Below are 24,266 nucleotides of genomic sequence, written 5' to 3'. Positions count from 1 at the left end.
GGTGGGTGCTGGTGCCCGGGACTGTAGCGAAGGGGCCTGACACGGTGATGCCCGGTCGGAGGATCGCTTGTTGCCCGGTACCGGCTACCGCGCCGCCGACCCCGCGCCGTCGCCGGGTACCACCAGCCCGGCCTCGTACGCGACCACGACCGCCTGCGCGCGGGTGGACAGGCTGAGCTTGGTCATCGTGCGGTTCAGGTGCGTCTTCACCGTGGTCTCGCCGACCACCAGGTGCTCGGCGATCTCAGGGTTCGTCATCCCCTTGCCGACCAGCCGCAGCACCTCGATCTCGCGGGCGGTGAGCACCGCCAGGTCGGCCGGCGGGCCGCCGGGCGCCTCGCCGCGCAGCGTGTAGGCCTCGATCAGGCGCTGGGAGATCGGCGGGGAGAACAACATGTCGCCGTTGGCGACCACGGTGATGGCGGCCAGGAGGCGTTCGGGGGACGTGTCCTTCAGGACGAAGCCGCTGGCGCCTGCTTTGAGGGCGGCGTAGACGTAGTCGTCGAGGTCGAAGGTGGTCAGGATCAAGACCCGGGGGGTCTCGCGGCCGTCCGCCTCACGCGCCGCGACCAGCTGCTCGGTGGCCGCGATGCCGCCCATGCCGGGCATGCGGACGTCCATCAGGACCACGTCGGCCTCCTGCTCGGCGGCGATGGCCAGCGCCTGCTCGCCGTCCTCGGCCTCGCCGACCACGTCCAGGCCGGGCGCCGCGCGCAGCAGGGCGGCCAGACCCGCGCGGACGAGTATCTGGTCGTCCGCGACTATCACCTTGATCACGCGCTACCCCCCGGGTCCACCGATCCGCCGGCGGCGATCTTACGGCCGGCGCGGCGCCGGGCCTAGGTCCCCTGCTCGCCCGGAAGGACCAGGACCACTTCGAAGCCGCCCGCCGCGCGCGGCCCCGCATGCAGCGTCCCGCCGTAGATCCGCGCTCGTTCCCGCATGCCGACCAGGCCGTTCCCGGAGCCCGCCACCGCGGGTCCCAGGGAGGTCGGGACGACGCCGCCACCTTCAGTGAGCGAGCGTACACGCCCGCCGTCGTCGACGATGCGGACGATGACGTCACGATCCTGATATACGAGCTCCACCAGCGCGCCGGCTCCGGGCGCGTGCTTCATGACGTTGGTCAGCGACTCCTGGACGACGCGGTAGCAGCACAGGTCATGGCCCGGGTGCAGGGCGAAGGGCGTGCCGGCGACGGTGAGCTCGACCTCGAGCCCGGCCGCCCGCACCCGCTCCAGCAGCTTCGGGAGCCGCGCCAGCCCGGGGGACGGCTCGACCGAGGGACGGTAGGCGGCTTCGGCAGCGCCGTCCTCCGGGACCGGGCGCAGGACGGCGAGCATGCGGCGCATCTCGCGCATGGCTTCGTGGGTGGCGTCGCCGATGGTGCCCAGCGACTGGCCAGCGGTCGCGGGATCGCTGTGCAGGACATAGCGGGCCAGGCCGGTCTGCACGGATATCACCGACATGTGGTGCGCGACGACGTCGTGGAGCTCGCGCGCGATGCGGACACGCTCGCCCGCCACGGCTTCCCGAGCGCGCGCCGCCTGATCCCTGCGCACCTGCTCGGTGAGCAGCGCCAGGCGCTCGTTGCGCTCGGCGAGGCGCCGCGTCTGGTTGCCGAAGACCCAGGTGACGCCGATGACGAGCACCGTCTGCAGCACCGCGAGCAGCACTCCGAGCACCACCAGCTTCAGGCTGTACTGAAGCCAGACCACGAACACCATGAGCGCACCCGGCAGGACACGCGGCGGCGGCTCGCGCGTGGCGAGCGTGTAGAAGACGAGGAGCGGCCCCCACGCGATGGTGGTCGGCGGGTAGTCGAGGCCGGCGTAGAGGACGACCATCGCGCAGCTCGCCCACAGCACCGGCGTGGGGCGCCGGCGGCGGAACGCGAGGGCGGCGCTGGAGCCGACGGTCAGGGCGTAGCCGAGCGCGGTGATGGGGTGGAAGGGGGTGCGCTGGCTGTCCTGCTCGCTGTAGACGAAGCGATGGCCGGACTCGTAGGGGTAGCGGCTGAGCCAGAGCAGGCTGACGGCCAGCATCGCCGCCGCCACGATGCCGTCCACAGCCTGGGGATGGGCACGCAGCAGGCGGACCGCGGACCACGCCGCGGCTTTGAGCCTGATCACGGCTGTCTGCATCGCCGCAGCGTAGCGCCGGGGCGGGGGCGGGTCACCGTGCTGAGGGTGGAGGGGCGGGGTACGTCGTGGGGTGGAAGGTAAGGGGTTCGTCGGTCTGTGGTTGACGGGGCGGTGGGTCCTTCTCGACCGGTCCCCGCCCGGCCGGCGCTCTTCAAGCCGGCCGGACGAGGGCCACGAGGATCAGTCGCTCTAACCCGTGATCTTGTTGAAGATCTTCGAGTACGCGTACCCGGTCCCCTTGTCGTACCCGTCGACCTCCCAGAACGCGAGTTCCTGCACGCCGTGCGAGGCGGCGAAGCTCTCCAGGGTGGAGGCGTTGGACTGGGTGAAGTTCTCGTTGTCGTCGTTGTGGCCGGCGATGGGGGTCAGGCCGAGCATGGCCCAGGACTGGGCGCTGGAGCCGCCGAAGATCGACTGGAGCTGCGGGGCGGTGGCCTTGGCCGCGGACTCCGCGTCGTTCAGGGCGTTCTCGCCGTCGCCGAAGTCCATCGTCATGATGTTGACGACCTTCACCGCGACGCCCTTGCTCTTGGCGTCCTTCAGCAGCGTCGTGGCGTTGGACTCCAGGCCGGTGGGGTCGACGGGGAGGGTGTAGTCGACCTGCACGCTCGGGTTCGCCTTCTGGAGTGCGGCGAGGGCCTGGTCGCGGCGGGAGTTGGCGGTCTTGTTGTTCAGGTCGTTGCCCTCGATGTCGAAGTCGAGGCGCGTGACGTGGTACGTGCTCACGACCTTGGCGTACGCCGCTTCCAGGCTGGAGACCGAGGTGCACTTCTCCGCGAGTTCGCCGCCGGAGGCTCCGCCGAAGGAGATGATGACGTTGCCGCCGGCGTTCTGCAGGGCCGTGATCTGGGAGGTGAACGCGCCGACCGAGTCGCCGCCGTCCTCCCACTCCGGGGTGCAGCCGGACTTCGGCGTGAGGAACGCCAGCGTGTAGAACTTGTCGCCGCTGGCGGCCATGTCCTTGGCCATGTCGCCGGCGTCCGACGAGGAGATCTGCAGATACGGCGCCGAGTAGTGCGCGGGGAAGCTGGCCCCGGCGGCGTGGGCCGCGGGGGCCGCGTTCGCGGTCGCGGCGAAGCCGATCGCGGCGGCGGGCAGCAGTGCCGCGGTGCCACATATCAGCGTCCTGCGAAGGTTTTTGGGCATGCGGATCCTCCAGGCGTGTGGGGGTGGTACCTGTGCTCCGGCCGGATGGAGTGTTAGTAAACTTTACTTACTCCATGCGGGAGATTAGGCAGCACCGGGCAGCACGTCAAGAGGCGGACGCCGCGCCGGGGTTCGGGAGGATGGCGAACCCCGGCTGTTGAGCCCTTACCGCGAGGCTTTCCGCTGCGGTCGCGGGCGCTGAGCCCTCACCGCAAGGCTCTCCGCTACGCCCGCAGCCGTTGAGCCCCTACCGAGAAGCCTTCCGCTGCGCGCGCAGCCACTCCTTGTTCATCGCAGCGATCGAAGCCAGCGGAATCCCCTTCGGGCACGCGGTCGCGCACTCCCCGGTCAGCGTGCAGCCGCCGAACCCCTCGGCGTCCATCTGCGCGAGCATCCCGACGACGCGGGTCTCCCGCTCCGGCGCCCCCTGCGGCAGGGTGTTGAGATGGTTCACCTTCGCCGCGGTGAACAGGCTCGCGGAGCCGTTCGGGCAGGCCGCGACGCAGGCGCCGCAGCCGATGCACTCGGCGTTCTCGAAGGCCAGGTCCGCCGCGGGCTTCGGGATCGGGGTGGCGTGCGCCTCGGGGGCCGCCCCGGTCGGGGCGGTGATGTAGCCGCCGGCCTGGATCACCCGGTCCATCGCCGAGCGGTCCACGACCAGGTCCTTGACCACCGGGAAGGCCGCCGCACGCCACGGTTCGACGTCGATGGTGGCGCCGTCGCGGAAGCTGCGCATGTGCAGCTGGCAGGTGGTGGTCTTCTTCTCCGGGCCGTGCGCCTCGCCGTCGATCATCAGCGAGCACGCGCCGCAGATGCCCTCGCGGCAGTCGTGGTCGAAGGCGACCGGGTCCTCGCCGTCCAGGATCAGCCGCTCGTTGAGGACGTCGAGCATCTCCAGGAACGACATGTCGCGGCTGATGCCGTCGACCTCGTACGGCTGCATCCGGCCCGGCCGGGACGCGTTCTCCTGCCGCCAGACGCGCAGTGTGACCTTCATGCGTAACTCCGTTGTGCCGGGTGGACGTACTCGAAGTCGAGCTCTTCCTTGTGCAGCACCGGCGCCTGTCCCAGGCCCGTGTACTCCCAGGCCGCCACGTACGAGAACTCCTCGTCCTTGCGCGCGGCCTCGCCGTCAGGGGTCTGCGACTCGACGCGGAAGTGGCCGCCGCAGGACTCGCCGCGGTGCAGCGCGTCCAGACACATCAGCTCGGCGAGCTCGAAGTAGTCGACGAGCCGGTTGGCCTTCTCCAGCGACTGGTTGAACTCCTCGCCGGTCCCGGGCACCTTGATCCGGCGCCAGAACTCCTCGCGGATGGCGGGAATCCGGTCCAGGGCCTTGCGCAGGCCGGCCTCGTCGCGCGCCATCCCGCACAGCTCCCACATCAGCTCGCCGAGCTCGCGGTGGAAGGAGTCCGGGGTCCGGTCGCCGTCGACGGCCAGGATCGCGGCCAGCCGCTCCTGCGTCTCGCGCACCGCCTCGACGGCGGCCGGGTGGTCGGCGGTCACGGTCGGCTCGTTGGCGTTCCGGGCGAGGTAGTCGCTGATCGTCGCGGGCAGCACGAAGTAGCCGTCGGCCAGGCCCTGCATCAGCGCCGACGCGCCGAGGCGGTTGGCCCCGTGGTCGGAGAAGTTGGCCTCGCCGATCGCGAACAGGCCGGGGATCGTGGTCTGCAGGTCGTAGTCGACCCACAAACCGCCCATCGTGTAGTGCACGGCCGGGTAGATGCGCATCGGGACGCGGTACGGATCCTCGTCGGTGATCCGCTCGTACATCTCGAAGAGGTTCCCGTACTTCTCCTCGACCGCCTTGCGCCCGAGCCGCTTGATCGCGTCCGCGAAGTCCAGGTAGACGCCCTGCCCGCCGGGCCCCACGCCGCGACCCTCGTCGCAGACGTTCTTCGCGGCGCGCGAGGCGATGTCGCGCGGCACCAGATTCCCGAACGAGGGGTACTGGCGCTCCAGGTAGTAGTCGCGCTCGTCCTCGGGGATCTTCTCCGGCGAACGCTCGTCGCCCTTGGCCTTCGGCACCCAGATCCGGCCGTCGTTGCGCAGCGACTCGGACATCAGCGTCAGCTTCGACTGGTGGTCGCCGGTGCGCGGGATGCAGGTCGGGTGGATCTGCGTGAAGCACGGGTTGCCGAAGTAGGCGCCCTTGCGGTGCGCGCGCCAGATGGCGGTCGCGTTGGAGTTCATGGCGTTGGTCGACAGGTAGTAGACGTTGCCGTAGCCGCCCGAGGCCAGGACCACCGCGTCGGCGAAGTACGTCTCGATCTCGCCGGTCAGCAGGTCACGGGCGACGATGCCGCGGGCCCGGCCGTCCACGATGATCAGGTCGAGCATCTCGGTGCGCGCGTGCAGCTCGATGCCGCCGGAGGCGACCTGCCGCATCATCGCCTGGTACGCGCCGAGCAACAACTGCTGCCCGGTCTGCCCGCGTGCGTAGAAGGTCCGGGAGACCTGCACGCCGCCGAACGAGCGTGTGTCGAGCAGCCCGCCGTACTCGCGGGCGAACGGCACGCCCTGCGCGACGCACTGGTCGATGATCTCCACCGAGATCTGCGCCAGCCGGTGCACGTTCGACTCGCGGGACCGGAAGTCGCCGCCCTTGACGGTGTCGTAGAACAGCCGGTGCACGGAGTCGCCGTCGTTGCGGTAGTTCTTCGCGGCGTTGATCCCGCCCTGCGCGGCGATGGAGTGCGCACGCCGCGGCGAGTCCTGGAAGCAGAACTGCACGACGTGGTACCCGGCCTCGGCCAGCGTCGCGCCGGCCGAGCCGCCGGCCAGGCCGGTGCCGACGACGATGACCGTGCGCTTGCGGCGGTTGGCCGGGTTGACCAGCTTCGACTCGAAGCGATGGGTGTCCCAGCGTTCGTTGATCGGGCCGCCCGGGGCCTTGGTGTCGGCGATCGGGTCGCCGACGGTGTAGGAGGCCGGGTCGAAACCGGGCCCGCTGCCGGCGTTGGTATCGGTACTGGTATCGGTGCTGGTATCGAGGTCGGTCACTTCACCACTCCGCTCATCACGCCCACCGGCACCGCCACGAAGGCGAGCGTGAGCAGCACGGCGACCACGTTGCCGGTGGTCCGGATCAGGCGGTCGCGCTTCACGCTGCCCACGCCGAGCGTCTGGGCGGCGGACCAGAAGCCGTGCTGGATGTGCAGGCCGAGCGCGCAGACCGCGACGATGTAGATGACGTCGCCGTACCAGTTGTCGAAGGTCGAGACGACGTTGGCGTAAGGGTGGCCCGGCTGGAACCCCGAGTGCACGGTGCCCGTGGTCAGGTCGAGGATGTGCCAGATCAGGAACAGCAGCAGGATGACCCCGCCCCAGCGCATGGTGCGGGTCGCGTGGCTGCTGCCGGCCTTGCGGTGCTCGTAGCGCACCGGCCGGGCCCTGAGGTCGCGCCGGCTGAGCTGGTAGGCGGACACGACGTGGGCGACCACGGCCACCACCATCACGACCCGGATGACCCACAGCGTCCAGCTGTAGTGCATGACCGGCTCGCCCATGGTGCGCAGCCAGTGCGCGTAGCTGTCGAACTGCCCGGGTCCGAAGAAGACCTTGAGGTTCCCGAACGCGTGGGCCAGCAGGTAGAACACCATGAGCAGGCCGCTGACCGCCATGACGGCTTTCTTGCCGACGGAGCTGTCCCAAGCCGCGCGCAGGGAAGGCGGACGCCGGTCCGTCCACGTTGCGGTAACCATGGGACCGACGCTAAGAGCTGGTCGTCGATTGGTCCAAGACATGGATCAGCTGGTGACGATAGAGACAGCCTATGATGGTGCGGGGGACCCGGAAAAGGATCACGCGCCATGCAGTTCCACCAGCTCCGTTACTTCGTCACGGTCGCCGAGACCCGGCACTTCACCCGCGCCGCCGAGGCCCTGCATGTGACGCAGCCCTCACTGTCACAACAGATCAGAGCCCTGGAACACGAACTCGGCGCGGACCTGTTCCTGCGCGCTCGCGGGAACATCACGCTGACCGACGCCGGCGAGGCGCTGCTGCCGATGGCCCGCCGGATCCTGGCCGACGCCGACGCGGCGCGGCGGGAGGTGCAGGAGCTGGCCGAGCTGCGGCGCGGGCACGTGCGGCTCGGGGCGACGCCGTCGCTGTGCACGGGACTGCTTCCCGACGTCCTGCGGACCTACCACCAGCGGTATCCCGGGATCCAGCTGCTGGTCCAGGAGAGCGGGTCGCACGACCTGGTCCGGGACCTGGCGCGCGGCGCTCTGGACCTGGCGTTGGTGGTGCTGCCGCTGCCGTCCCCCTCGCCGGCGCTGACCACGGAGGAACTGCTGCGGGAAGACCTGGTCGTGGTCTCGGCCCCGAACGTGCCGCCGCCGGGCGACGGTCGGCAGGTGCGGATCGCGGACCTGGAACACGAGCAGCTGATCATGTTCCGGCACGGCTACGACCTGCGCGACCTGACCGTGGCGGCGTGCCGGGCGGAGGGCTTCGAGCCGGTGTTCGCGGTCGAGGGCGGGGAGATGGACGCGGTGCTGGGGTTCGCCCGGGCCGGTCTCGGCGTGGCGATCGTGCCGAGCATGGTGGCGCAGAACGCGGAGCCGAATCTGCGGGTGACGCCGATCGCGCCGCCGGCGCTGCATCGGACGATCGCGGTGGCGCACCGCACGGATGTGGTGCTGCCGCACGCGGCGCAGGAGTTCCGGCGGACGTTGCTCGGGCTGACCACCTCGGCGAGAGTCACAGAGGGCTGACGCCGCGAAGCACGCCGGGGCCCGGGGGCTTCGGCGTGCTTGGTGCGGTGGTCGGTGCTGGGTGCTCGGTGCCGGGCGCCGGATGCCGGGTGGTGCTCGGCGGCGCGGCGGCGCGGCGATCAGGAACCCGGCTTCCAGTCGGCCGGCAGGCCGGACTGCGACAGGACCGAGCCCAGGTTGTAGAAGTCCTGGTCGGCGGTGAGGCGGTGGCCCTGGACGTCCAGCAGGGTGGCCATGTCGACGGCGAACGGCTTGGGCGCGCCCTTGATGTGGCCGGCGTAGACCGCCTCGATCGTGATGTGGCTGCCGGAGCGGTAGGCGTGGTTGACGGTGACGTGCACGTTCTCGATCAGCGCGTCGGTGCGCTCCTTCCAGCCGGAGATCTGCTGCTGGCCGGTCATGGTGACGCCGATCGCGTGGTCGGTGTAGGTGGCGTCGGCGGTGAACAGCGCGCCGAGCGCCTTCGGGTCCGAGCCGTTCCAGGCGGCGGCCCAGCTGTTGACGATCTTGGAGTGGTGCGCGTCTCCGTTGTCGCTGGCCATCGCGGCGGTGGCGCCCAGAGCGGTGACGACGGCGGTGGCGATCAGGGTGGTCTTGAGGCGGAAGTTCATGATGCTGCCTTTCGGTTTCGGGTTCGGAAATCAGGGGCTTGATTCAGGGGGTCAGGACGATCTTCCCGGAGACCGTCCCCGACTCGGCCAGCCGCAGCGCCTCGCCGGCCTGCGCCAGCGGCAACGTGGCCGCGACCGAGGTGGTGATGTCGCCGCGCCGCAGCGCCCCGAAGACCTCGGTGAGGTCGGCGCGCAGCCGGGCCCGGAAGCGGTCCTGGTTCAGCTTCTTGCCGGCCCAGATGTTGAAGAAGGAGGCGCTGCGGCCGTTGGGCAGCAGGGTCCACAGCGTGGTGCGGGCCAGGATCTTCAGCACCGGCAGCTGCTTGGAGCCGGTGTCGTCGCGGGTCGCGGCGGTGCCGTAGGAGACGAGCGTGCCGCCGCGCCGGAGCAGCGGCCAGCACTCGGCGACGCTGCGCAGGCCGACGTGGTCGAAGATGGCGTCCACGCCGTCCGGAGCCAGTTCGCGGACCTTCTCGGGCACGTTCGCGGTGCGGTCGACCGGCAGCGCCCCGGCGGCGCGCAGGGCGTCGTGGTTCCGGACCGAGGCGGTGCCGATCACCGTGACCCCGGCGGCCAGCGCGAGCTGGGTCAGGACCTGGCCGACGCCGCCGCTGGCGCCGTGCACCAGGATGGTCTGGCCGGCCTTCACGTGCGCCTTGCGGTGCAGCATCTGCCAGGCGGTGATGCCGTTGACCACCACGGTCTCGGCCTGCTCGGCGGTCAGGCCCTCGGGGACCTCGACCGCGTCCCGGGCGTCGGCCAGCACGTGGCTGGCCCAGCCGCCGACCTTGGTCAGCACCGCGACCCGCCGGCCGAGCAGCGCCGGGTCCACCCCGGCGCCGACCGCGTAGACCCGGCCGACCACGTCGTAGCCGGGGACGAAGGGGAACGGCGGCTGGTCGTAGTAGCGCCCGCGGCGCATCTGCTGCTCGGCGAAGGAGACCCCGGTCGCCTCCATGGCGATGGTGATCTGGCCGGCGCCGGGCTCCGGCCGGGCCGTCCGCCGGACCCGCAGGTCCTCCGGCTCCACGATGCCCGGCAGAACCACCTGGACGAGAGTCTGATCGGTCATGGCCTCGGCCCTTCTCTAGAAGCTCTTGCGTTCGTTACAAGTTATAACAGCTTCTTCGCGTGAGTGTCAATCGCGCCAGTGATAGCCTCTAACTAGAGCGAGGCAACACCGACGTCGGACCGACTCGAAGGGAGAAGATCGTGGCGACGGCTCAGAAAGAGACCGAGACACCCCGCCAGCGCTATCGCGCGCAGGTGCAGGAGGAGATCAAGCAGCACGCGTGGGAGCAGATCGCGAGCGCCGGCGCCTCCGCGCTGTCGCTGAACGCCATCGCCAAGCAGATGGGGATGAGCGGGCCGGCGCTGTACCGGTACTACGCCAATCGCGACGAGCTGATCACGGCGCTCATCCGGGACGCGTACCAGAGCATGGCCGACGCGATCCACGCGGCCGCCGCGTCCGGCTCCGGTCTCAGGGGTCTGGGACAGGCGCTGCGCGCGTGGGCGCTGGAGGATCCTCAGCGCTATCTACTGATTTACGGGACCCCGGTGCCGGGCTACGAGGCTCCCGAGGACACCACACGGCTCGCGAACGAGGTGATGGCGGAGCTGCTCGAGGCCGCCGGCGCCGACGACCTCGGCGCGATGCCGGCGTCACCGGTGCAGGCGCATCTGGCCGAGCACAGCGCGTGGGCGGGGGTGCACTCCGCCGATCCGCCGCGGCTGCACCGGGCCGTCATCATGTGGACGCGGCTGCACGGGGTTCTGTCGCTGGAGTTGGCCGGGCACTTCGCGGGGATGGGGTTCGACCCGGCGCAGGTGTTCGCGGCGGAGTTGGACGCCGTCGCAGGCAACTGAGGTGCCTGCGACAGCGTGGCGCGATCAGGTGGTGATGGAGGTTGTTGCGGCTGTTGCGGCGGTCGCGGTTGCTGCGGCAGTCGCGGTTTCCGCTTCCATCACACGGTGACGGTGTCGCCGACCGGGATGATCGCCAGCGGGACCTCGGTCAGTCCGCCCGGGCCGAGCATGCGGACCGCGTACTGCTGCCCGAGCTCGCTGAGCAGCAGTTCGTGGATCTGGAAGGCCTGCTTCGGCGCGACCTCGCGGACGTAGTCCACGGCCTCGCCGACCTTGGTCCACGGCCCGCTGGTCGGCAGCAGCAGCGTCTCCACCGACGCGTCCGGGACGTGGTAGGCGTCGCCGGGGTGGTAGACGCGGCCGTCGAGGAAGTAGCCGACGTTCGTCACGCGCGGCATGTCGCGGTGGATCAGGGCGTGCAGATCGCCGAACACCGCGACCTGGAAGCCGCCGACGGTGAACTCGTCGCCGGCCACGACCGCGGTGACCTGGCCGCGCCGGGCCTGCGTCCAGCGGCCGACCACGCTCTCCGGACCGTAGACCCGCAGTTCGGGACGGGCTTCCAGGGCCTTGGCGATCAGCTCCTCGTCGAAGTGGTCGAAGTGCTCGTGGGTGATCAGGACGGCCTCGGCGGCGGCCACCGCGGCGTCCGCGTCGGGGGTGAGCGCCCCCGGGTCGATGACGATGCGGCCCCGGTCGCCGACCAGCGAGACGCAGGCGTGGGCGTGTTTGGTCAGCTGCATGGTGAGCTCCTGGTGGCTTTCGTTGGACAGGGAAATCCTCTCCGAAGGCATGGCGGCCGCGCATCTGCGGGGGTCGGTCGGCGCTCTGGGCCGTTGAGCTCTGGGCCGTCAAGCTCTGGGCCGTTAACCGGATGACAGCGGCGTGATGATGGTCGTCGTGACGACGACAGGTGTGTGGACGGTGCGGCGCGCCGGTGTTGAGCAGCCCGACGCGGCCGAGCTGTTGTACGCGTACTACGACGAGTTGGTGAGCCGGTACCAGGGACGGCCGAGCCTGCCCGGCGAGGTGGACGGCGTGATGCTCGACGAGCCCAACGACGATCTGGCGGTGTTCTTCGTGGCGAGCCTCGACGGCGAGCCGGCGGGGTGCGTCGGGATCCGGATGCTCGCGCCGGATCTGGCGGAGCTGACCCGGATGTACGTCCGGCCGCGGTTCCGCCGGGCCGGGGGCGGGCGGCTGCTGCTCGGTGCGGCCGACGGGGCCGCGGTGGAGCTGGGTGCGAGCGTCATCCGGCTGGACACGCGGCACGACTTGGTGGAGGCGCGGGCGATGTACGCGCGGTACGGCTATCGCGAGATCGCGGCGTACAACGACAGCCGGTATGCGGATCACTGGTTCGAGAAGAGCCTGACCGCGGGTGCGGGCCCTGGATCCGTTAGCAGCGCTTCACAGACTGATTAGCGGTCCTGCGCGGTGGTCGGAACGCCGTTGTGCGAACGTGGCGGCCATCGACGCGGGAGGCCGGCAGATGGAAGCACTCGAACCGCAGGATCCGCGGCGGGTCGGCGCCTACCGCTTGGTGGCGCGGCTCGGCGGCGGGGGGATGGGCCAGGTCTTTCTGGGGCGTACCGCCGGCGGGCGCACGGTCGCCGTCAAGCTGGTCCGCCGCGAGTACGCCGCCGATGAGGACTTCCGGCGGCGGTTCCGGCAGGAGGTCGCGGCCGCGCGGCGGGTCGGCGGGCGGGGATCGGTGCCGGTGCTCGACGCCGACACCGAGGGGCCGGTGCCGTGGGTCGCGACGGGCTACGTCGCGGGGCCCGATCTGCGCAGCGCGGTTCGCGCCTTCGGGCCGCTGCCCGGGGTCACGATCCGCGCGCTGGGCACGGGCCTGGCCGAAGCGCTGTCGACGGTGCACGGTCTGGGCCTGGTCCACCGCGACGTGAAGCCGCCGAACGTGCTGCTGGCGCTGGACGGACCGCGGCTGATCGACTTCGGCATCGCGCGGGCGCTCGACGGCGAGACCAGCGCGCTGACCCGCACCGGGATGCTGATCGGGTCGCCGGGATACGTGTCCCCGGAGCAGGCGGCGGGACGCCCGGCGGGACCGGCGAGCGACGTCTTCGCCCTCGGCGCGGTGCTGGCGTTCGCCGCGACCGGCCGCGCGCCGTTCGGCGAGGAGGTCGGAGCGCCGGTGCTGCTGTATCGGGTGCTGCACGAGGAACCGGATCTGGCGGGACTGCCGGAGGCGTTCCGCGAGGTGGTCCTGGCGTGTCTGGCGAAGGATCCGGCTCGGCGGCCGGGGCTCGGGGAGGTCGGCGAGCGCCTGCGGGCCGTCGGGGCGTTCGGGGCGGGCGAGCAGGGCGGGTGGCTGCCGCCGAGTATCGCTGAGGCTGTGGGGCGGCTGGCTACGCAGGTTCTTGATTTCGAGAGTCCGGAGACCGGGTCGCAGGGCACGTTCACGGCCACGATGCCGGGGCTGCCCTGAGCGGCTTCATCGGCAGCTGGTCCGGCATCGTGTCCTTCGCCGGGCAGCAGACCGCGCCCGTCACCCTGCGCCTGACCATCCACCAGCCCCGGGCGGGCAGCGCCGTTGTCGCCGAGGGCTCGCTCAGCTCGGACCAGACCTGTTCCTTCGCCGACGATCTCGACGCGGCCGCCTCCGGTCGGCTCACCCTGATATCAGGGTCGTTCAGCGGCGATGCGGACTGCTCCCGCTTCGCGGCGGTCCGGCAGGTCATCACGGCGTCGTCGGCGTCGTCGGCCACCGTCACCGTCGTGGTGCCCGCCGTGGACCAGGCCGACAGCGCCTCGACCCTGACCGGGACGCTGGTCCGCGGCTGAGGTCGGGGTCGGGATCGGGGCCGGGCGGGGCGCCGCTGGTGCCGATCGCGTTCCGGCCGGTCAGAATGGTGGCGTGGGTCCGGAGACCGCCGCCGGCGGTGCGGGTGTCGTCGACGAATCGGTGCGCGCGGCGCCCGGGGACGCGGTGCGCCCTTTGGTCGGCTGGTATTCGGGGTATCGGCAGGCGGGGGTTCCGCCGATGCGGCACCGGGGGCTGCCGTCGCCGTTCATGACCCTCATCCTCACCATCGACGATCCGCTGACCGTGCTCGCGCATCCGGATCCGGGGCAGGCGCCGGGCGACTTCCGACTGCTGCTCGGCGGGTTGCACACGGCTCCCGCGCTGATCACGCACGGCGGACGGCAGTCCGGTGTGCAGATCGCGCTGAGTCCGTTGGCTGCGCGCACGGTGTTGGGCATGCCGGCCGGGGAGTTGGCCGAGATCGACGTGGCGGCGGACGCCGTGCTCGGGCACGACATCGTGGACGCCCACGACCGGCTCAGGGCTGCCGAGGATTGGCCGGCGCGGTTCGCGGCGGTGGACGACTGGCTCGGCGCGGTGGCCGCGAAGAACGCCGAGCGAGCGGAGACGGCGATCCCCGCCGAGCTGACGCACGCGTGGCGCCTGCTTCTCCGCTCGGGCGGCACGCTGCCGATCGCCGAGCTGGCCGAGGAGCTGGGCTGGAGCGCGCGCCGCCTGTCCGGACGCTTCACCGCCGAGTTCGGGCTCACGCCCAAGGCCGCGGCCCGGGTGATCCGGTTCGACCGGGTGCGGCGGCGGCTGACGGACCGGGCTCGCAGCGGGCCGATCGATGTGTGGCCGGACGCCGACCACCGACGCGGTCCCAAACCAGGCCTGGGATCGGGATCGGCACGCGGCCTCGGTCTGGCGGATCTCGCGGTCGAGTCCGGCTACTACGACCAGGCCCACCTGGACCGCGAGTTCAACGCCCTGGCCGGATGCCCGCCGGTCCGCTGGCTGGCCGAGGAGTTCCGAAATATCCAATCGGGCGCCGCACTCGGCGAGTGACCCTGGAGGCGCCGGCGCGAACGACGACCCGGGGGACGACCGCAAAGGAGCCGACCGCCATGACCACCGAATCCACCACCGCGCAGCCCACGAACACCACAAACACCGCGGCCACGCCCACCACGGCCTCCGAGACAACACCGCCGCCGCAGGTCTGGCCCACCCTCCGGGCGACCGACGCCCCCGCCCTGATCCGCTTCCTCACCGAGGCCTTCGGCTTCGAGGCGACCGTCGTCTACCAGGACGGCGACCAGGTCCACCACGCCGAGCTGGCCTGGCCCGAGGGCGGCGGCGTGATGCTCGGCTCGGCCAGGGCCTCGGACGGCGACGCCTGGCCGCTGGCCCCCGGCACGTTCGGCGCCTACGTCGTGACCGACCACCCGGACGAGGTGTTCGCCCGCGCCGAGGCCGCCGGTGCCGAGATCCTGCAGGAGCTGTACGAGACCGACTACGGCTCCCGCGACTTCCGGGCCCGGGACCCGGAGGGGAACCGCTGGTCGTTCGGGACGTATCGCGGCCATCCGCGCGCGGGCGCGTAGTCAGGCGCCAGGCCTCAGACCTCAGACCTCAGACCGACGGGAAGAGCACGTCGGCGACGTGGTGCGTGTCCGCGTACTCCTTCACCGACGTGATCTTCCCGTCCCGGACCGTGAACACCGCCGCGCAGCGGTTGTCGTACACCGCGCCGCTGGCCGCGGTCGCCTTCGACGTCCACTCCGCCAGCACCTGCTCGCCGTCGGCGAAGGCGTTGACGAGCTCGATCACCACCGGTGCCGAGGTGTCCAGGTAGCGGCCCATACCGCCGAGGAAGTCGGTGATGATCGCGTCCCGGCCCTCCCACAGGCCGGAGATCGGCAGGCTGCCCGGGTACAGCCAGGTGGCGTCCTCGGCGAAGCTGTCGACGATGGTCGGGCCGTCGCCGTCGCGAACGGCCTCCACGTAGCGGACGACGACGGACTTCGGGTCGGTAATGGTGCTCATGAGGATTCTCCTTCAGGCGATGGTGAGAACTGTCAGGCGATGGTGAGAACCGCATTGCCGCGCACGCCCCGGTCCCGCAAGCGGGTCAGGACGTCGGCGGTCCCGCTCCAGTCGGCGACCAGGCCGATCTCGGGGTGCAGGCGGCCGGCGGCGACGAGGCGTACCAACGTCCGCAGGTCCTGTCCGTAGGTCGTGTCCGAGTCGGCGTAGTGGAAGTGCCGGATGGCGGCCGATTCGGGACCGGCGAAGAAGTCGAAGAAGTCGAGCGTCACGGGCTGCCGGCTGGCCTGGCCGAACCAGATCAGCGTTCCGCGCCGAGCCACCTTCGCCAGCGCCACCGGCAGGTTCGGGCCGCCGGTGGACTCCAGCACCACGTCGAAGGGCCCCTCGGCATCGTCGATCGTGCGCACGACCCGGACCGCGCCGAGCTCCAGCAGCCGGGCACCGCGTTCGGGCGAAGAGCTGACCGCGGTGATCTCCAGACCTGCCGCAGCGGCGAGCTCCACGAAGTAGTGGCCGACGCCGCCGGACGCGCCCGTGATCAGGACCCTGCGACCGCCGGCCGACGCCGTGACGCGCAGCAGGCGCAGCGCGGTGAGACCGGCCAGCGGAAGCGCGGCGGCGGTGACCGCCGACACCTCGTCGGTCAGTTCGGCCAGGGAATCGGTCGGGACCGCGACGTATTCGGCCCAGCCGCCCTGCGGCGGATGCCCGACGACGCGGGTGCCGACCGCCGGGCCGGAGCCGTCGGCGGCGGCCTGGACCACGAGGCCCGCGACGTCCTTGCCGGGGCGCCAGTCCGGGCGCGGCGCCTCCAGTTGGAAGGTCTCGCCGCGGTTGACGGAGTACGCCTCGACCTTGACCAGCGCCTCGTTCGGACGCGGCTGCGGCTGGTCCACCGCGGCGAGTTCGACGGACGGCTCGGACCGGCCGGTCCGGCCGGTGGCTGTCATGGCCTTCATCGCGTTTCCCTTCTGACGTCTGGCGACCGCGTTCGGCGGCTGCGAGATCAAGAAGACCACCGGCCCGAAAGGGCGGTCCAACAACCGGCTGCCGGTTTCGACAACCACCGGTGGTAGGCCAAGGTGGAAGGCATGGATCTTGACCTGGCGCAGGTGCGGGCCTTCGTCGCGGCGGCCGACCTGCTGCATTTCGGGCAGGCCGCCGAGCAACTCGCGGTGAGCCAGCAGGCGCTGTCCAAGCGGATCGCCCGGTTGGAAGGCGAGCTGGGAGTGCAGCTGTTCCTGCGCGGCGGGCACGCGGTCGAGCTGACGGAGGCCGGGCGCCGTTTCCTGGAGCCCGCGCGCCAGACGCTGGCACACGGCGACCGCGCGGTGGCGGCGGCCCGGCACGTCGACCGGCCGCTGCGGATCGACTACTGGGGCCACCTGTTCGCGCCGATGCGGACGCTGGCGCCGGTGATCGACCAGGTGGGGCCGGTGCTCGCGGTCGAGACCGGGCCGGGGCGCGACCTGCCCGGCGTCCTGGACGGCCTGGCACGGAGCGCCACCGACGTCGGATTCGGGCGGGTGCACGGGGTCGGCGGGGCGCGGGAGGCCGGGTACACGCACCGCCTGGTGCGGTTGGAGCCGGTGGACGTCGTGGTCGGTGTGGACCATCGGCTCGCGGACCGTTCCGAGGTCCGGCCGGACGAGCTGCGTGACAGCATCCTGTTTTGCCCGGCAGCACTGGAACGACTGGACTTCTACCAACGGTTCGCAGAGCACTTCGACATCCGCTCCGAGTCCGGCACGGCGAACCTCGGCATCGACCACTTCCTGGAGCAGGTAGCGGCCGATCCGGCGCGGTTCGCGCTGGTGCCGGCGGATCTGGAGCTACCGGAACGCACCCGGGTCCGGTCCGTGCCGCTGGTCGGGCCGACTCCGCTCTACGCGTGGTCGCTGGTGTGGCGGGCGGCGGACCCGCATCCGGGCGTCGAGCCGCTGCTGCGCGCGTTCGCCGACGTCGGCGGCCGGAGCCGGTGGCTGGAGTACCGGCCGGGGCGCGACTGGCTGCCGGCCGGCGATGTCTCAGAGGTCGAAGACAGCAACGGCTAAGCGTTCACCGGCACCCACATAGAGGGCAGCAACAGCGGAAATGGCGCCTCCCGGCGCGGGACCATTCGGGGGACCGCCCGCAGCGGCGCCGGGTGCGGACCGGCGCGCAGCGTGTTTCGCTGCTCAAGGGCCGTTCGGCTCCCAGACGGGAAGGAGGCATGATCATGCCCAACTACGACCCGAACCAGATCGCGAACCTCGTCGGACAGCTCGGCGGCGACCACCAGCAGGCGGCTCAGCAGCTGCAGCAGATGGGCGGTCAGATCGACCCCCAGCAGCACGCGGACACCCTGCAGCAGATGGGGATCGACCCGCAGAAGCTGCAGAACGGCGACTACCAGCAGCACCTCGACGCCCAGGACCAGCCCGGTTTCCAGGGCTACCAGAGCGGCGACATGTCCGGTCAGGCGCCGCAGTTCGATCAGAGCGGCATGGGCCAGGGCGGCATGGGTCAGAACCAGAGCAGCATGGGTCAGAACCAGAGCGGCATGGGCGACATGGGCGGCCAGGACCAGAACAGCCAGAACTTCCAGCAGTTCGACCAGGGCCAGGGCGGCATGCGCGGCATGGAGCCCGACCAGGACCAGCAGCTGGACGACGGCCGGCAGATGTCCGGGCAGCAGCAGGGGTCGCAGCAGGACTACTCCGACCAGCAGAACCAGTGAGAAACCCGGCGTGAGCCGGTGAATCGATAGTCACGGCAATGGCCGGCCGTCGCGCTCGTCGCGGCGGCCGGCCATCCCTGTGCGGGCCGAGCGCGAGGAAAGCGCCAGGAGAACGCCGTCAGCCGAGCTCCTTCGTCATGAAGACCCGGCTGGTCCCCGGCGGATCGCACGGCACCTCGCCGAACACCGTCCAGCCCTGCTTCCGGTAGAACTCCGGAGCCTGGAAGCTGATCGTGTACAGCACGGCGGCGCAGCAGCCGCGAGCCCGGGCCTCGTCCTCGGCCCGGCGCAGGATCTCGGCGCCGAGGCCGTTCCCGCGCAAGTCCTTCGGCACGAAGAAGAGATCCACGAAGAACAGCCCGAGCGACGTGCGCCCCGACAGGCCGCCGACCACGTCGCCGGTCCCGGGATCGCGCAGCAGGACGGCCAGCGGCCTGCGGTCGTCGACGCCGGTCGCTTCGACGTTGAAACGGTCCAGGGCGTCGGAGATCGCCGCCAGGTCGGCGGAGGTGGGACTGTCGGTGAGGATCATGCCGACACGGTAGGTCGGGAACGCTTTGACGACCGTCGAAGCGTTGTCAGCACCATCGGTGACAATCGGGACATGGACGACCAGCGCGCGGCCCGGGACGTCGGGGTGGACCTGGCGGCGGTGGCGCGGCTGCTCGCCGACGGGACGCGCGCCGCCTTCTGCCTGGCGCTGCTCGACGGCCGCGCCTGGACCGCGACCGAGCTCGCACGCTACGGCGGCGTCACGCAGTCGACCGCGACGTCGCACCTGAACCTGCTCGTCGACGGCGGACTCCTGGTCGAGGAGCGGCACGGCCGTCACCGCTACCTGCGGATGGCCGACCGGCGCGTCTTCGAGCTGATCGAGGGCTTGGCCGAGTTGGCGCCGCGGCGGCCGGTCCGGCCGCGGTCGCTGACGGTCGCGAGCCGGCAGGAGGCGCTGCTCACCGCGCGCCTGTGTTACGACCATCTCGCCGGAACGGTCGCGCTGGCGGTGAAGGACGCGTTGGTGGAGCGCGGGCTGCTCGACTGGGATCCCGAACCAGGGCTGACCGACGCGGGGAAAGCGTGGCTCGCCGAGGTCGGGATCGCAGTGCCGGCCTCGCGTCGTCCGTCGGTGCGCGCGTGCCTGGACTGGACCGAGCGGCGCACGCATCTGTCCGGCGCGGTCGGCGGCGCTCTGTGCAGCCACATGCTCGCCGCCGGCTGGGTGCGGCGGGTGGGCACGACGCGCGCGCTCGCCGTGACCCCCGACGGCAGGCGGGCGCTGCACGCGCACCTTGGTCTGACGCTGGACGAGCCCATCCGTTAGCAGCGCTACACAGGGTAGGTAGAAAATCCCCACATTCTCCCGGGCGCGGCTGTGCGAGCCTGATCGAACAGGTACGCGCTGGTCGGAAGGGATCGCGTCATGCAGCTGAGTCCTGCGCAGATGTTCCACCATCGGTGGTGTGCGGCGCTGGCCGCCGGGGACGCGGCGACGATCCGGGACATGTTCCACCCCGACGCCGTGCAGGTCTCGACGGCGACCGGCCAGGTGCTGACCGGCGTGGAACAGATCGGCGGCACGCTGGAGCAGCTGTTCGCCGTGGCCGGGCCGATCGCGACGTCCGGGGTCGAGAGCTTCGTCGATCTCGGCGACGCCTTCTGCGTGGAATCGGTGCAGTCGACGGCCTACGCGCAGGTTTTCAGCTACGACGTCTTCGTGATCGACGCCGGCCGGATCCGCTTCCACGCGACCGGAAGCATCGCACCGCGTTCCCTGTCGCCGCTTCCCCAGCCCACGGGCCCCACGCCGGGACAGGACGTGTACCGGCGCTACTGGGCCGCGACCAGCGCGCAGGATCCGAACGGCCTGGCCGGCGTGTTCGCCCCGGACCTGAGGTTCTCCAACGCGGGCAGCGTGGTCTACGGCCGGGACGCTTCGATCGGCGGGATCCAGCGTTTCTGGGCCAGCGGCTTGGGGTCGGTGCTGAAGACGGTGTCGCGGTTCGTCGAGGCGCCTGGGGCGTTGTGCGTGGAGGCGACTGCCAGCGTCGGCGGCCAGGGCGGGAGGCTGGACATCACGTACTACGAGGTCTGGATGCTCCGGCAAGGGCCGACTTCAAATCAGGGACAAATAAGCCATCTCATCAGGGGGCTGATCAACCCGCGGCCCGACGAGCTGAAGCAGATCATGCAGAAGGTGGCCGACGCCAACTCTCGAGCCGTGCAGGACTTCGCGCAGTCGGTGATGATGCGCAACGCCATGCAGGTCCGCTGGTAGGAAGAGGGAAGTAGCGAGAGCGGCGGGGCCGGAAGTCACGCACTCCCTGCCCCGCCCCGTCGCCGCGCACCACCTCAGCTCGCGTAGACCTCGAACTCCGATATCTGACCGGCCGGCCACCCGGTGTTCGCGGTGAACGTCAGCCGCACATAGCGCACGCTGCTCGCCGGGAACGTGATCGTGACCGTGTTGCCGGTCGCCGGGTCGAAGAGATACCCCGCCGAGCCGACCAGCGTCGACGACGCGCTGCTGTCCGCGCCGCCGGTGACCGTCAGCGTCTGGGTCCGGGCGGCCCACGCCGTGGCCGGCGGCAGCTTCAGCACGATCCGGGACACCGACGTCACCGCTCCCAGATCGACCATCAGCCACTGCGGGAAGGCGTTGTCCACGCTCTCCCAGTACGTGTTCGCGTTGCCGTCGACGGTGTTCGACGACGCGTAGCTCTGCGTGTGGCCGCTCTCGGAGGTCGCCTTGCCGAGCGCCAGGTTCGAGTTCGAGGCCGCGTCCGTCGTCGCCGACACCGAGGCCGAGGGCTGGGAAAGGTTTCCGGCCGCATCCGTGGCTACGACGGTGAACGTGTACGTCGTGGACGGGGACAGCCCGCCGACGGTCGTCGACGTACCGGTCGTCGTCACCGACGTCGTGCCGTTCACCCGCACCTGGTAGCCGGTGACCCCGACGTTGTCGGTGGACGCGGTCCAGCTCAGCGACACGCTGGTCGAGTTGTGGCCGGTGACCGCGAGGTTGGTCGGGGCGGTGGGCGGTGTGGTGTCGCCGCCGCCGGTGGGCGCGAAGACCTGGAACTCCGAGAGCTGCCCGGCGGGCCAGCCGGTGTTCGCCGTGAACGTGGCCCGCAGGTAGCGGGCTGAGGCGGTGCCGACGTTGACCGTGACCGTGTTGCCCGTGGACGGATCGAAGGTGTAGCCGGCGGGTCCGGCCAGCGTGGTGAACGTCGAGCCGTCGGTGCTGCCGGCCAGCGTCAGGGTCTGCGTGCGGGCACCCCACGAGGCCGGCAGCTTCATCACCACCGAACCGACCGACGCCGCCGAGCCCAGATCGACCTGGAACCACTGCGGGAACGCGTTGTTGACGCTCTCCCAATAGGTGTTCGGATCCCCGTCCACGGCATTCGCCGGCACGAAGTTCTGCGAGGTGCCGCTGGCCGAGGTCGCCTTGCCCAGGGCCAGGTTCCCGGATCCGCCGCCGGAGCTGACCACCGGCTGCGTAGGCCGGGTGGCGGTCACGGCTATCTGCCCCTTCAGCATCCGGCCGCCGTCGGCGGTGAGCCGCAGGTAGTAGTCCGACGAGCAGGCGGTCCCGTCCTCGTCCAGGGCCAGCAGGCCGGAGCCGGTCGGGGACATCGACTGGTTCTCCGCGGTCTTGGCGATCTGGTTGCCCTCGCCGAACTCGTCGAACATCGAGATGTAAATGCTCTGCGTTCCGGCGCGCGCCATGTTGTAGAACTGCCGCCACATGAAGTCGCCGTGCACGCGCTGGCGTCCGGAGACGTCGCCGGGTAGGACGCACGGCTGGTAGTCGACGTTGTTCGCGGTGCAGTCGGCCAGGTCCGGCACGGTGTAGGTGGTGTAGGCGTTGTCGGAGTCGGCCGCGGTGCCGATCGCGCCGACCATCCACGGCGAGAGCATGTTGAAGGCGTGGTAGACGCCGCTGTAGCCGGCGCGCGAGCCGCCGGTGCCGGTGCGCCACTCGCGCGGCACACCGCCCATCACGTAACAGCCCTGATTCTTGAACCAGGTGACCACGTCCAGACAGGTCGGGGCGTCCCACGGGTGGTTGTTGTCGTTGAAGCCGAAGCCCCAGATGCCCACGACCGGCTGGCCGCTCTGGCGCGCGTAGGCCGAAGAGGCGGTGAGCGCCGCCATTTTGTTGGTCCAGTCGGCCTTGATCTCCGACTGCATGTTCGTCCAGCCGGTGACATCGTACATGATGTAGAACTTGCGGCCGTGGGTCTCCGCCGACGAGCGCACCTTCGTCGCCATCGCGTCCCGGGTCGGGCCCTCGGAGCTGTTCGGGTTGAAGCGCTGCAAGGCAGCGGTGTCGCAGCCGTTCTGCTGCATCCACAGGAAGTGGGTGTCGACGGTCTGCTGGTCGTACGACGAGAACAGGGTCGCGGGCTGGCCGTTGCCGAGGTTCGAGTACGCGGTCTGGTACGCGTGCGTGTACTCGCGCATGTCCGGCCACGCCTTGATGACGTTGTTGCTCGGCGACGGCGTCTGCGCCCAGTTCTGCGACCAGTGCCACCAGCCGTTGATCGGCGCCCCGTCGCCGGCGCAGGCGAACCACCCCTGGTAGCCCACCGTGATCTTGCCGACGACGTCGCCGGCCGGGCTCGCCGCGCTCGCCGCCGGCGCGGCCAGCAGCTCCGGTCCGGCGAACAGGGCCGCGGCCGAGCCGGCCGCGGCGGTGGTGAGGAATCTTCGGCGTGTGACCGTCATGTGCGTATCTCCTCGGGACTGGCTTGACGCTCTTCCGACAGGGAGGTGCAACTTTCGTACGGGTCATAGTTACAAGAGAGTGAGACTCTTGCAATATCTCGATAACTTATGAGTAAGAGTTCGAAGAAAGACCCGGGTGTAGGTTCGCTGCATGTCTGCTCCCCCGGTCCTGCGCGACGTTTACAGAACCCTGATGGAACTCCGCGGGGACGCGGCCGCCTCGATCACCTTCGAAGACGGTCCGGGCCCGATCGCCCGGCTCGACGTCTTCATCTACCGGCCCGCCGAACCCGCAGGTCTGACCACGTTCGTGACGGTCGGGATGGCCACCGCGCCGATGCCCGCGCCGGAGGGTCAGGAGGGCGGCCGGGCCGAGTTGTGGCTGTCGCGCTCGGGGGCGCTGGCGCCGGAGGACGAGCAGCAGATCGCGATGCAGCTGGCGAATCTGGCCGTGTACCCGTGGAAGACCGGACGGTCGGTGACCTGGGCCCAGATCGTCGGCTTCGAGCACGACTTCCCGACCTTCCCGGGATGCGCCGCGGTGTTCCTGGCCGGGCCGCTGTTGAAGGACACGCCCAACTGGCTCGACACCTGCGAGGGCCAGGTGCAGGTGATAACCGTGGTGCCGATCACCGAGCAGGAGCGGGCCACGGCCGCGACCGTGCCGCCGATGACCTTCGCCGGCAATCTGATCGGCGCCCGGGACGTGTTCACAGCGCCGTCCACGGCGGGCGCCTGAACGCCTCTGGACCGCCCCGAACCCCTGACGGCCCCGACTCGGTGAGACCGAGTCGGGGCCGTCGCGATGCAGGCCTTCGCCCGACGGGCTACTTGCCGAGGTCTATGTAGATCTTGTCGTTGCTGAGGCCGGGCCGGAAGCTGAACTGCAGGCCCTTGTCCCCGGACGGGACCTCGAAGGCCACCGGGCCGCGCAGCGCCTTGCCGGCCGCGATGCTCCCCTCCGGGGGGTTGCCGTTGGCGCCCACGACGAAGGTCTCGTCATAAGTGGTGTTGCTGGAGTCCGCCAGGCCGAACTGCACCATGCTCGACAAGTCCTGCGAGTCGCTGCTGGTGTTCGTGACTTCGACGTCGAGCAGGACATAGGCCTTGCCCGCGTCGGGTTGGTCCATGTCACTCGTGTACGGGTAGGTGACCTTGTGGACCACCACCGTGAACGCCCCGACCTTCACCTGCTGGCCGACCTTGAAGGTGCCGCCGGCGGCCGAGGAGCTCGTCGCCGCCGCGCCGCCGGTCTTGGGCGCCCCGACCGCGGCGGCCGACGACGTCGTCTGGTCCTGGCCCACCACCGAGGCCTTCGAAGAGCTCTGGCACGCCGACGTCGCCATGGCCAGCGCCGCTGCCAGGGCGATCGCGCCGAGGCCGGTCCGCACCGCGCCGCGAGCCGGGCTGAGGTGTTCACGCTTCATCTGTGTACTCCTGAATTCGATGGCTTCGTTCGTGTGCAGAGCGAGCGAACCACATTGCTGTGAACACTGTCAACAGACA

At 70.6% G+C, this 24,266-nt stretch carries 26 protein-coding genes; 12 read left to right on the top strand and 14 right to left on the bottom strand.

What is annotated here, in order from left to right; all coding sequences use genetic code 11:
• Positions 1–84: 84 nt before the first annotated feature.
• The 6 genes from ABH920_RS03430 to ABH920_RS03405 all read right to left on the bottom strand — a co-directional run bounded on the left by ABH920_RS03430 (position 85) and on the right by ABH920_RS03405 (position 6,994).
• Positions 85–777: a response regulator gene (locus ABH920_RS03430; RefSeq protein WP_370346621.1), complete on the bottom strand. Its 693-nt coding sequence runs from the start codon at positions 775–777 to the stop codon at positions 85–87.
• A gap of 62 nt (positions 778–839) precedes the next feature.
• Positions 840–2,144 carry a sensor histidine kinase gene (locus ABH920_RS03425; RefSeq protein WP_370346619.1) on the bottom strand — a complete coding sequence of 435 codons (1,305 nt, stop codon included), beginning with the start codon at positions 2,142–2,144 and terminating at the stop codon, positions 840–842.
• A gap of 189 nt (positions 2,145–2,333) precedes the next feature.
• Positions 2,334–3,290 (bottom strand): chitinase, encoded by a 957-nt coding sequence (locus ABH920_RS03420; protein ID WP_370346617.1) that lies wholly within the window; start codon positions 3,288–3,290, stop codon positions 2,334–2,336.
• Between the two features lie 247 nt (positions 3,291–3,537).
• Positions 3,538–4,287, bottom strand: coding sequence for a succinate dehydrogenase/fumarate reductase iron-sulfur subunit (locus tag ABH920_RS03415; protein WP_370346615.1), 750 nt, complete (start codon positions 4,285–4,287; stop codon positions 3,538–3,540).
• Positions 4,284–6,197: a fumarate reductase/succinate dehydrogenase flavoprotein subunit gene (locus ABH920_RS03410; protein WP_370346735.1), complete on the bottom strand. Its 1,914-nt coding sequence runs from the start codon at positions 6,195–6,197 to the stop codon at positions 4,284–4,286. The genes ABH920_RS03415 and ABH920_RS03410 overlap by 4 nt, the downstream gene beginning before the upstream one ends.
• A 92-nt stretch (positions 6,198–6,289) precedes the next feature.
• The gene (locus ABH920_RS03405; RefSeq protein ID WP_370346613.1) at positions 6,290–6,994 is read right to left on the bottom strand and encodes a succinate dehydrogenase; all 705 of its coding nucleotides are present in this window, start codon (positions 6,992–6,994) and stop codon (positions 6,290–6,292) included.
• Positions 6,995–7,102: 108 nt separating this feature from the next.
• On the opposite strand from ABH920_RS03405, the gene ABH920_RS03400 reads away from it, so the two are divergent.
• The gene (locus tag ABH920_RS03400) at positions 7,103–8,011 is read left to right on the top strand and encodes a LysR family transcriptional regulator (RefSeq protein ID WP_370346611.1); all 909 of its coding nucleotides are present in this window, start codon (positions 7,103–7,105) and stop codon (positions 8,009–8,011) included.
• 119 nt (positions 8,012–8,130) lie between these two features.
• On the opposite strand, the gene ABH920_RS03395 is transcribed toward ABH920_RS03400, so the two are convergent.
• Both ABH920_RS03395 and ABH920_RS03390 read right to left on the bottom strand, forming a co-directional pair.
• A complete protein-coding gene (locus tag ABH920_RS03395; RefSeq protein WP_370346609.1) occupies positions 8,131–8,622 on the bottom strand; it encodes a nuclear transport factor 2 family protein in 492 nt (163 codons plus the stop codon).
• Between the two features lie 43 nt (positions 8,623–8,665).
• Positions 8,666–9,694: a medium chain dehydrogenase/reductase family protein gene (locus ABH920_RS03390; RefSeq protein ID WP_370346607.1), complete on the bottom strand. Its 1,029-nt coding sequence runs from the start codon at positions 9,692–9,694 to the stop codon at positions 8,666–8,668.
• 140 nt (positions 9,695–9,834) lie between these two features.
• Here ABH920_RS03390 and ABH920_RS03385 point away from each other — a divergent pair, with 140 nt between their 5' ends.
• The gene (locus ABH920_RS03385) at positions 9,835–10,491 is read left to right on the top strand and encodes a TetR/AcrR family transcriptional regulator (RefSeq protein ID WP_370346605.1); all 657 of its coding nucleotides are present in this window, start codon (positions 9,835–9,837) and stop codon (positions 10,489–10,491) included.
• Positions 10,492–10,589: 98 nt separating this feature from the next.
• Here the strand turns inward: ABH920_RS03385 and ABH920_RS03380 are convergent, their stop codons facing one another.
• Entirely contained in the window at positions 10,590–11,234 is a 645-nt protein-coding gene (locus tag ABH920_RS03380; RefSeq protein ID WP_370346603.1) for an MBL fold metallo-hydrolase, read from the bottom strand.
• A gap of 148 nt (positions 11,235–11,382) precedes the next feature.
• Here ABH920_RS03380 and ABH920_RS03375 point away from each other — a divergent pair, with 148 nt between their 5' ends.
• The 5 genes from ABH920_RS03375 (at position 11,383) to ABH920_RS03355 (ending at position 14,865) form a co-directional block, all read left to right on the top strand.
• Complete coding sequence (locus tag ABH920_RS03375; protein WP_370346733.1) at positions 11,383–11,916, top strand: GNAT family N-acetyltransferase; 534 nt, start codon at positions 11,383–11,385, stop codon at positions 11,914–11,916.
• Positions 11,917–11,983: 67 nt separating this feature from the next.
• On the top strand, positions 11,984–12,940 hold the full coding sequence (locus ABH920_RS03370) for a serine/threonine-protein kinase (RefSeq protein ID WP_370346601.1): 957 nt from the start codon (positions 11,984–11,986) through the stop codon (positions 12,938–12,940).
• A gap of 29 nt (positions 12,941–12,969) precedes the next feature.
• On the top strand, positions 12,970–13,296 hold the full coding sequence (locus tag ABH920_RS03365; RefSeq protein ID WP_370346599.1) for a hypothetical protein: 327 nt from the start codon (positions 12,970–12,972) through the stop codon (positions 13,294–13,296).
• Positions 13,297–13,369: 73 nt separating this feature from the next.
• Positions 13,370–14,326: a helix-turn-helix domain-containing protein gene (locus ABH920_RS03360; RefSeq protein ID WP_370346597.1), complete on the top strand. Its 957-nt coding sequence runs from the start codon at positions 13,370–13,372 to the stop codon at positions 14,324–14,326.
• A gap of 59 nt (positions 14,327–14,385) precedes the next feature.
• Complete coding sequence (locus ABH920_RS03355; RefSeq protein ID WP_370346595.1) at positions 14,386–14,865, top strand: VOC family protein; 480 nt, start codon at positions 14,386–14,388, stop codon at positions 14,863–14,865.
• Positions 14,866–14,893: 28 nt separating this feature from the next.
• Here ABH920_RS03355 and ABH920_RS03350 read toward each other — a convergent pair whose 3' ends face one another.
• Both ABH920_RS03350 and ABH920_RS03345 read right to left on the bottom strand, forming a co-directional pair.
• A complete protein-coding gene (locus tag ABH920_RS03350; protein WP_370346593.1) occupies positions 14,894–15,307 on the bottom strand; it encodes a nuclear transport factor 2 family protein in 414 nt (137 codons plus the stop codon).
• 32 nt (positions 15,308–15,339) lie between these two features.
• The gene (locus ABH920_RS03345; protein ID WP_370346591.1) at positions 15,340–16,269 is read right to left on the bottom strand and encodes a zinc-binding dehydrogenase; all 930 of its coding nucleotides are present in this window, start codon (positions 16,267–16,269) and stop codon (positions 15,340–15,342) included.
• Between the two features lie 132 nt (positions 16,270–16,401).
• Here ABH920_RS03345 and ABH920_RS03340 point away from each other — a divergent pair, with 132 nt between their 5' ends.
• Positions 16,402–17,364 carry a LysR family transcriptional regulator gene (locus ABH920_RS03340; RefSeq protein ID WP_370346589.1) on the top strand — a complete coding sequence of 321 codons (963 nt, stop codon included), beginning with the start codon at positions 16,402–16,404 and terminating at the stop codon, positions 17,362–17,364.
• Between the two features lie 164 nt (positions 17,365–17,528).
• Positions 17,529–18,029, top strand: a complete 501-nt coding sequence (locus ABH920_RS03335) for a hypothetical protein (protein WP_370346587.1) — start codon at positions 17,529–17,531, stop codon at positions 18,027–18,029.
• A 118-nt stretch (positions 18,030–18,147) separates the two neighbouring features.
• Here the strand turns inward: ABH920_RS03335 and ABH920_RS03330 are convergent, their stop codons facing one another.
• The gene (locus ABH920_RS03330) at positions 18,148–18,561 is read right to left on the bottom strand and encodes a GNAT family N-acetyltransferase (protein WP_370346585.1); all 414 of its coding nucleotides are present in this window, start codon (positions 18,559–18,561) and stop codon (positions 18,148–18,150) included.
• A 72-nt stretch (positions 18,562–18,633) separates the two neighbouring features.
• Between ABH920_RS03330 and ABH920_RS03325 the strand changes: the two genes are divergently transcribed.
• Complete coding sequence (locus ABH920_RS03325) at positions 18,634–19,350, top strand: ArsR/SmtB family transcription factor (RefSeq protein ID WP_370346583.1); 717 nt, start codon at positions 18,634–18,636, stop codon at positions 19,348–19,350.
• 99 nt (positions 19,351–19,449) lie between these two features.
• Positions 19,450–20,304, top strand: a complete 855-nt coding sequence (locus ABH920_RS03320) for a nuclear transport factor 2 family protein (protein WP_370346581.1) — start codon at positions 19,450–19,452, stop codon at positions 20,302–20,304.
• Positions 20,305–20,378: 74 nt separating this feature from the next.
• On the opposite strand, the gene ABH920_RS03315 is transcribed toward ABH920_RS03320, so the two are convergent.
• Complete coding sequence (locus ABH920_RS03315) at positions 20,379–22,760, bottom strand: discoidin domain-containing protein (RefSeq protein WP_370346578.1); 2,382 nt, start codon at positions 22,758–22,760, stop codon at positions 20,379–20,381.
• Positions 22,761–22,911: 151 nt separating this feature from the next.
• Between ABH920_RS03315 and ABH920_RS03310 the strand changes: the two genes are divergently transcribed.
• Positions 22,912–23,499 (top strand): suppressor of fused domain protein, encoded by a 588-nt coding sequence (locus ABH920_RS03310; protein ID WP_370346576.1) that lies wholly within the window; start codon positions 22,912–22,914, stop codon positions 23,497–23,499.
• An 88-nt stretch (positions 23,500–23,587) separates the two neighbouring features.
• Here the strand turns inward: ABH920_RS03310 and ABH920_RS03305 are convergent, their stop codons facing one another.
• Positions 23,588–24,187 (bottom strand): DUF4352 domain-containing protein, encoded by a 600-nt coding sequence (locus ABH920_RS03305; protein WP_370346574.1) that lies wholly within the window; start codon positions 24,185–24,187, stop codon positions 23,588–23,590.
• Positions 24,188–24,266 lie beyond the last annotated feature (79 nt).

It is taken from the genome of Catenulispora sp. EB89, assembly GCF_041261445.1.
Lineage (GTDB): Bacteria > Actinomycetota > Actinomycetes > Streptomycetales > Catenulisporaceae > Catenulispora.
The sequence above is the reverse complement of the archived record's forward strand: the minus strand, read 5'-3'. Positions and strand labels throughout refer to the sequence as shown.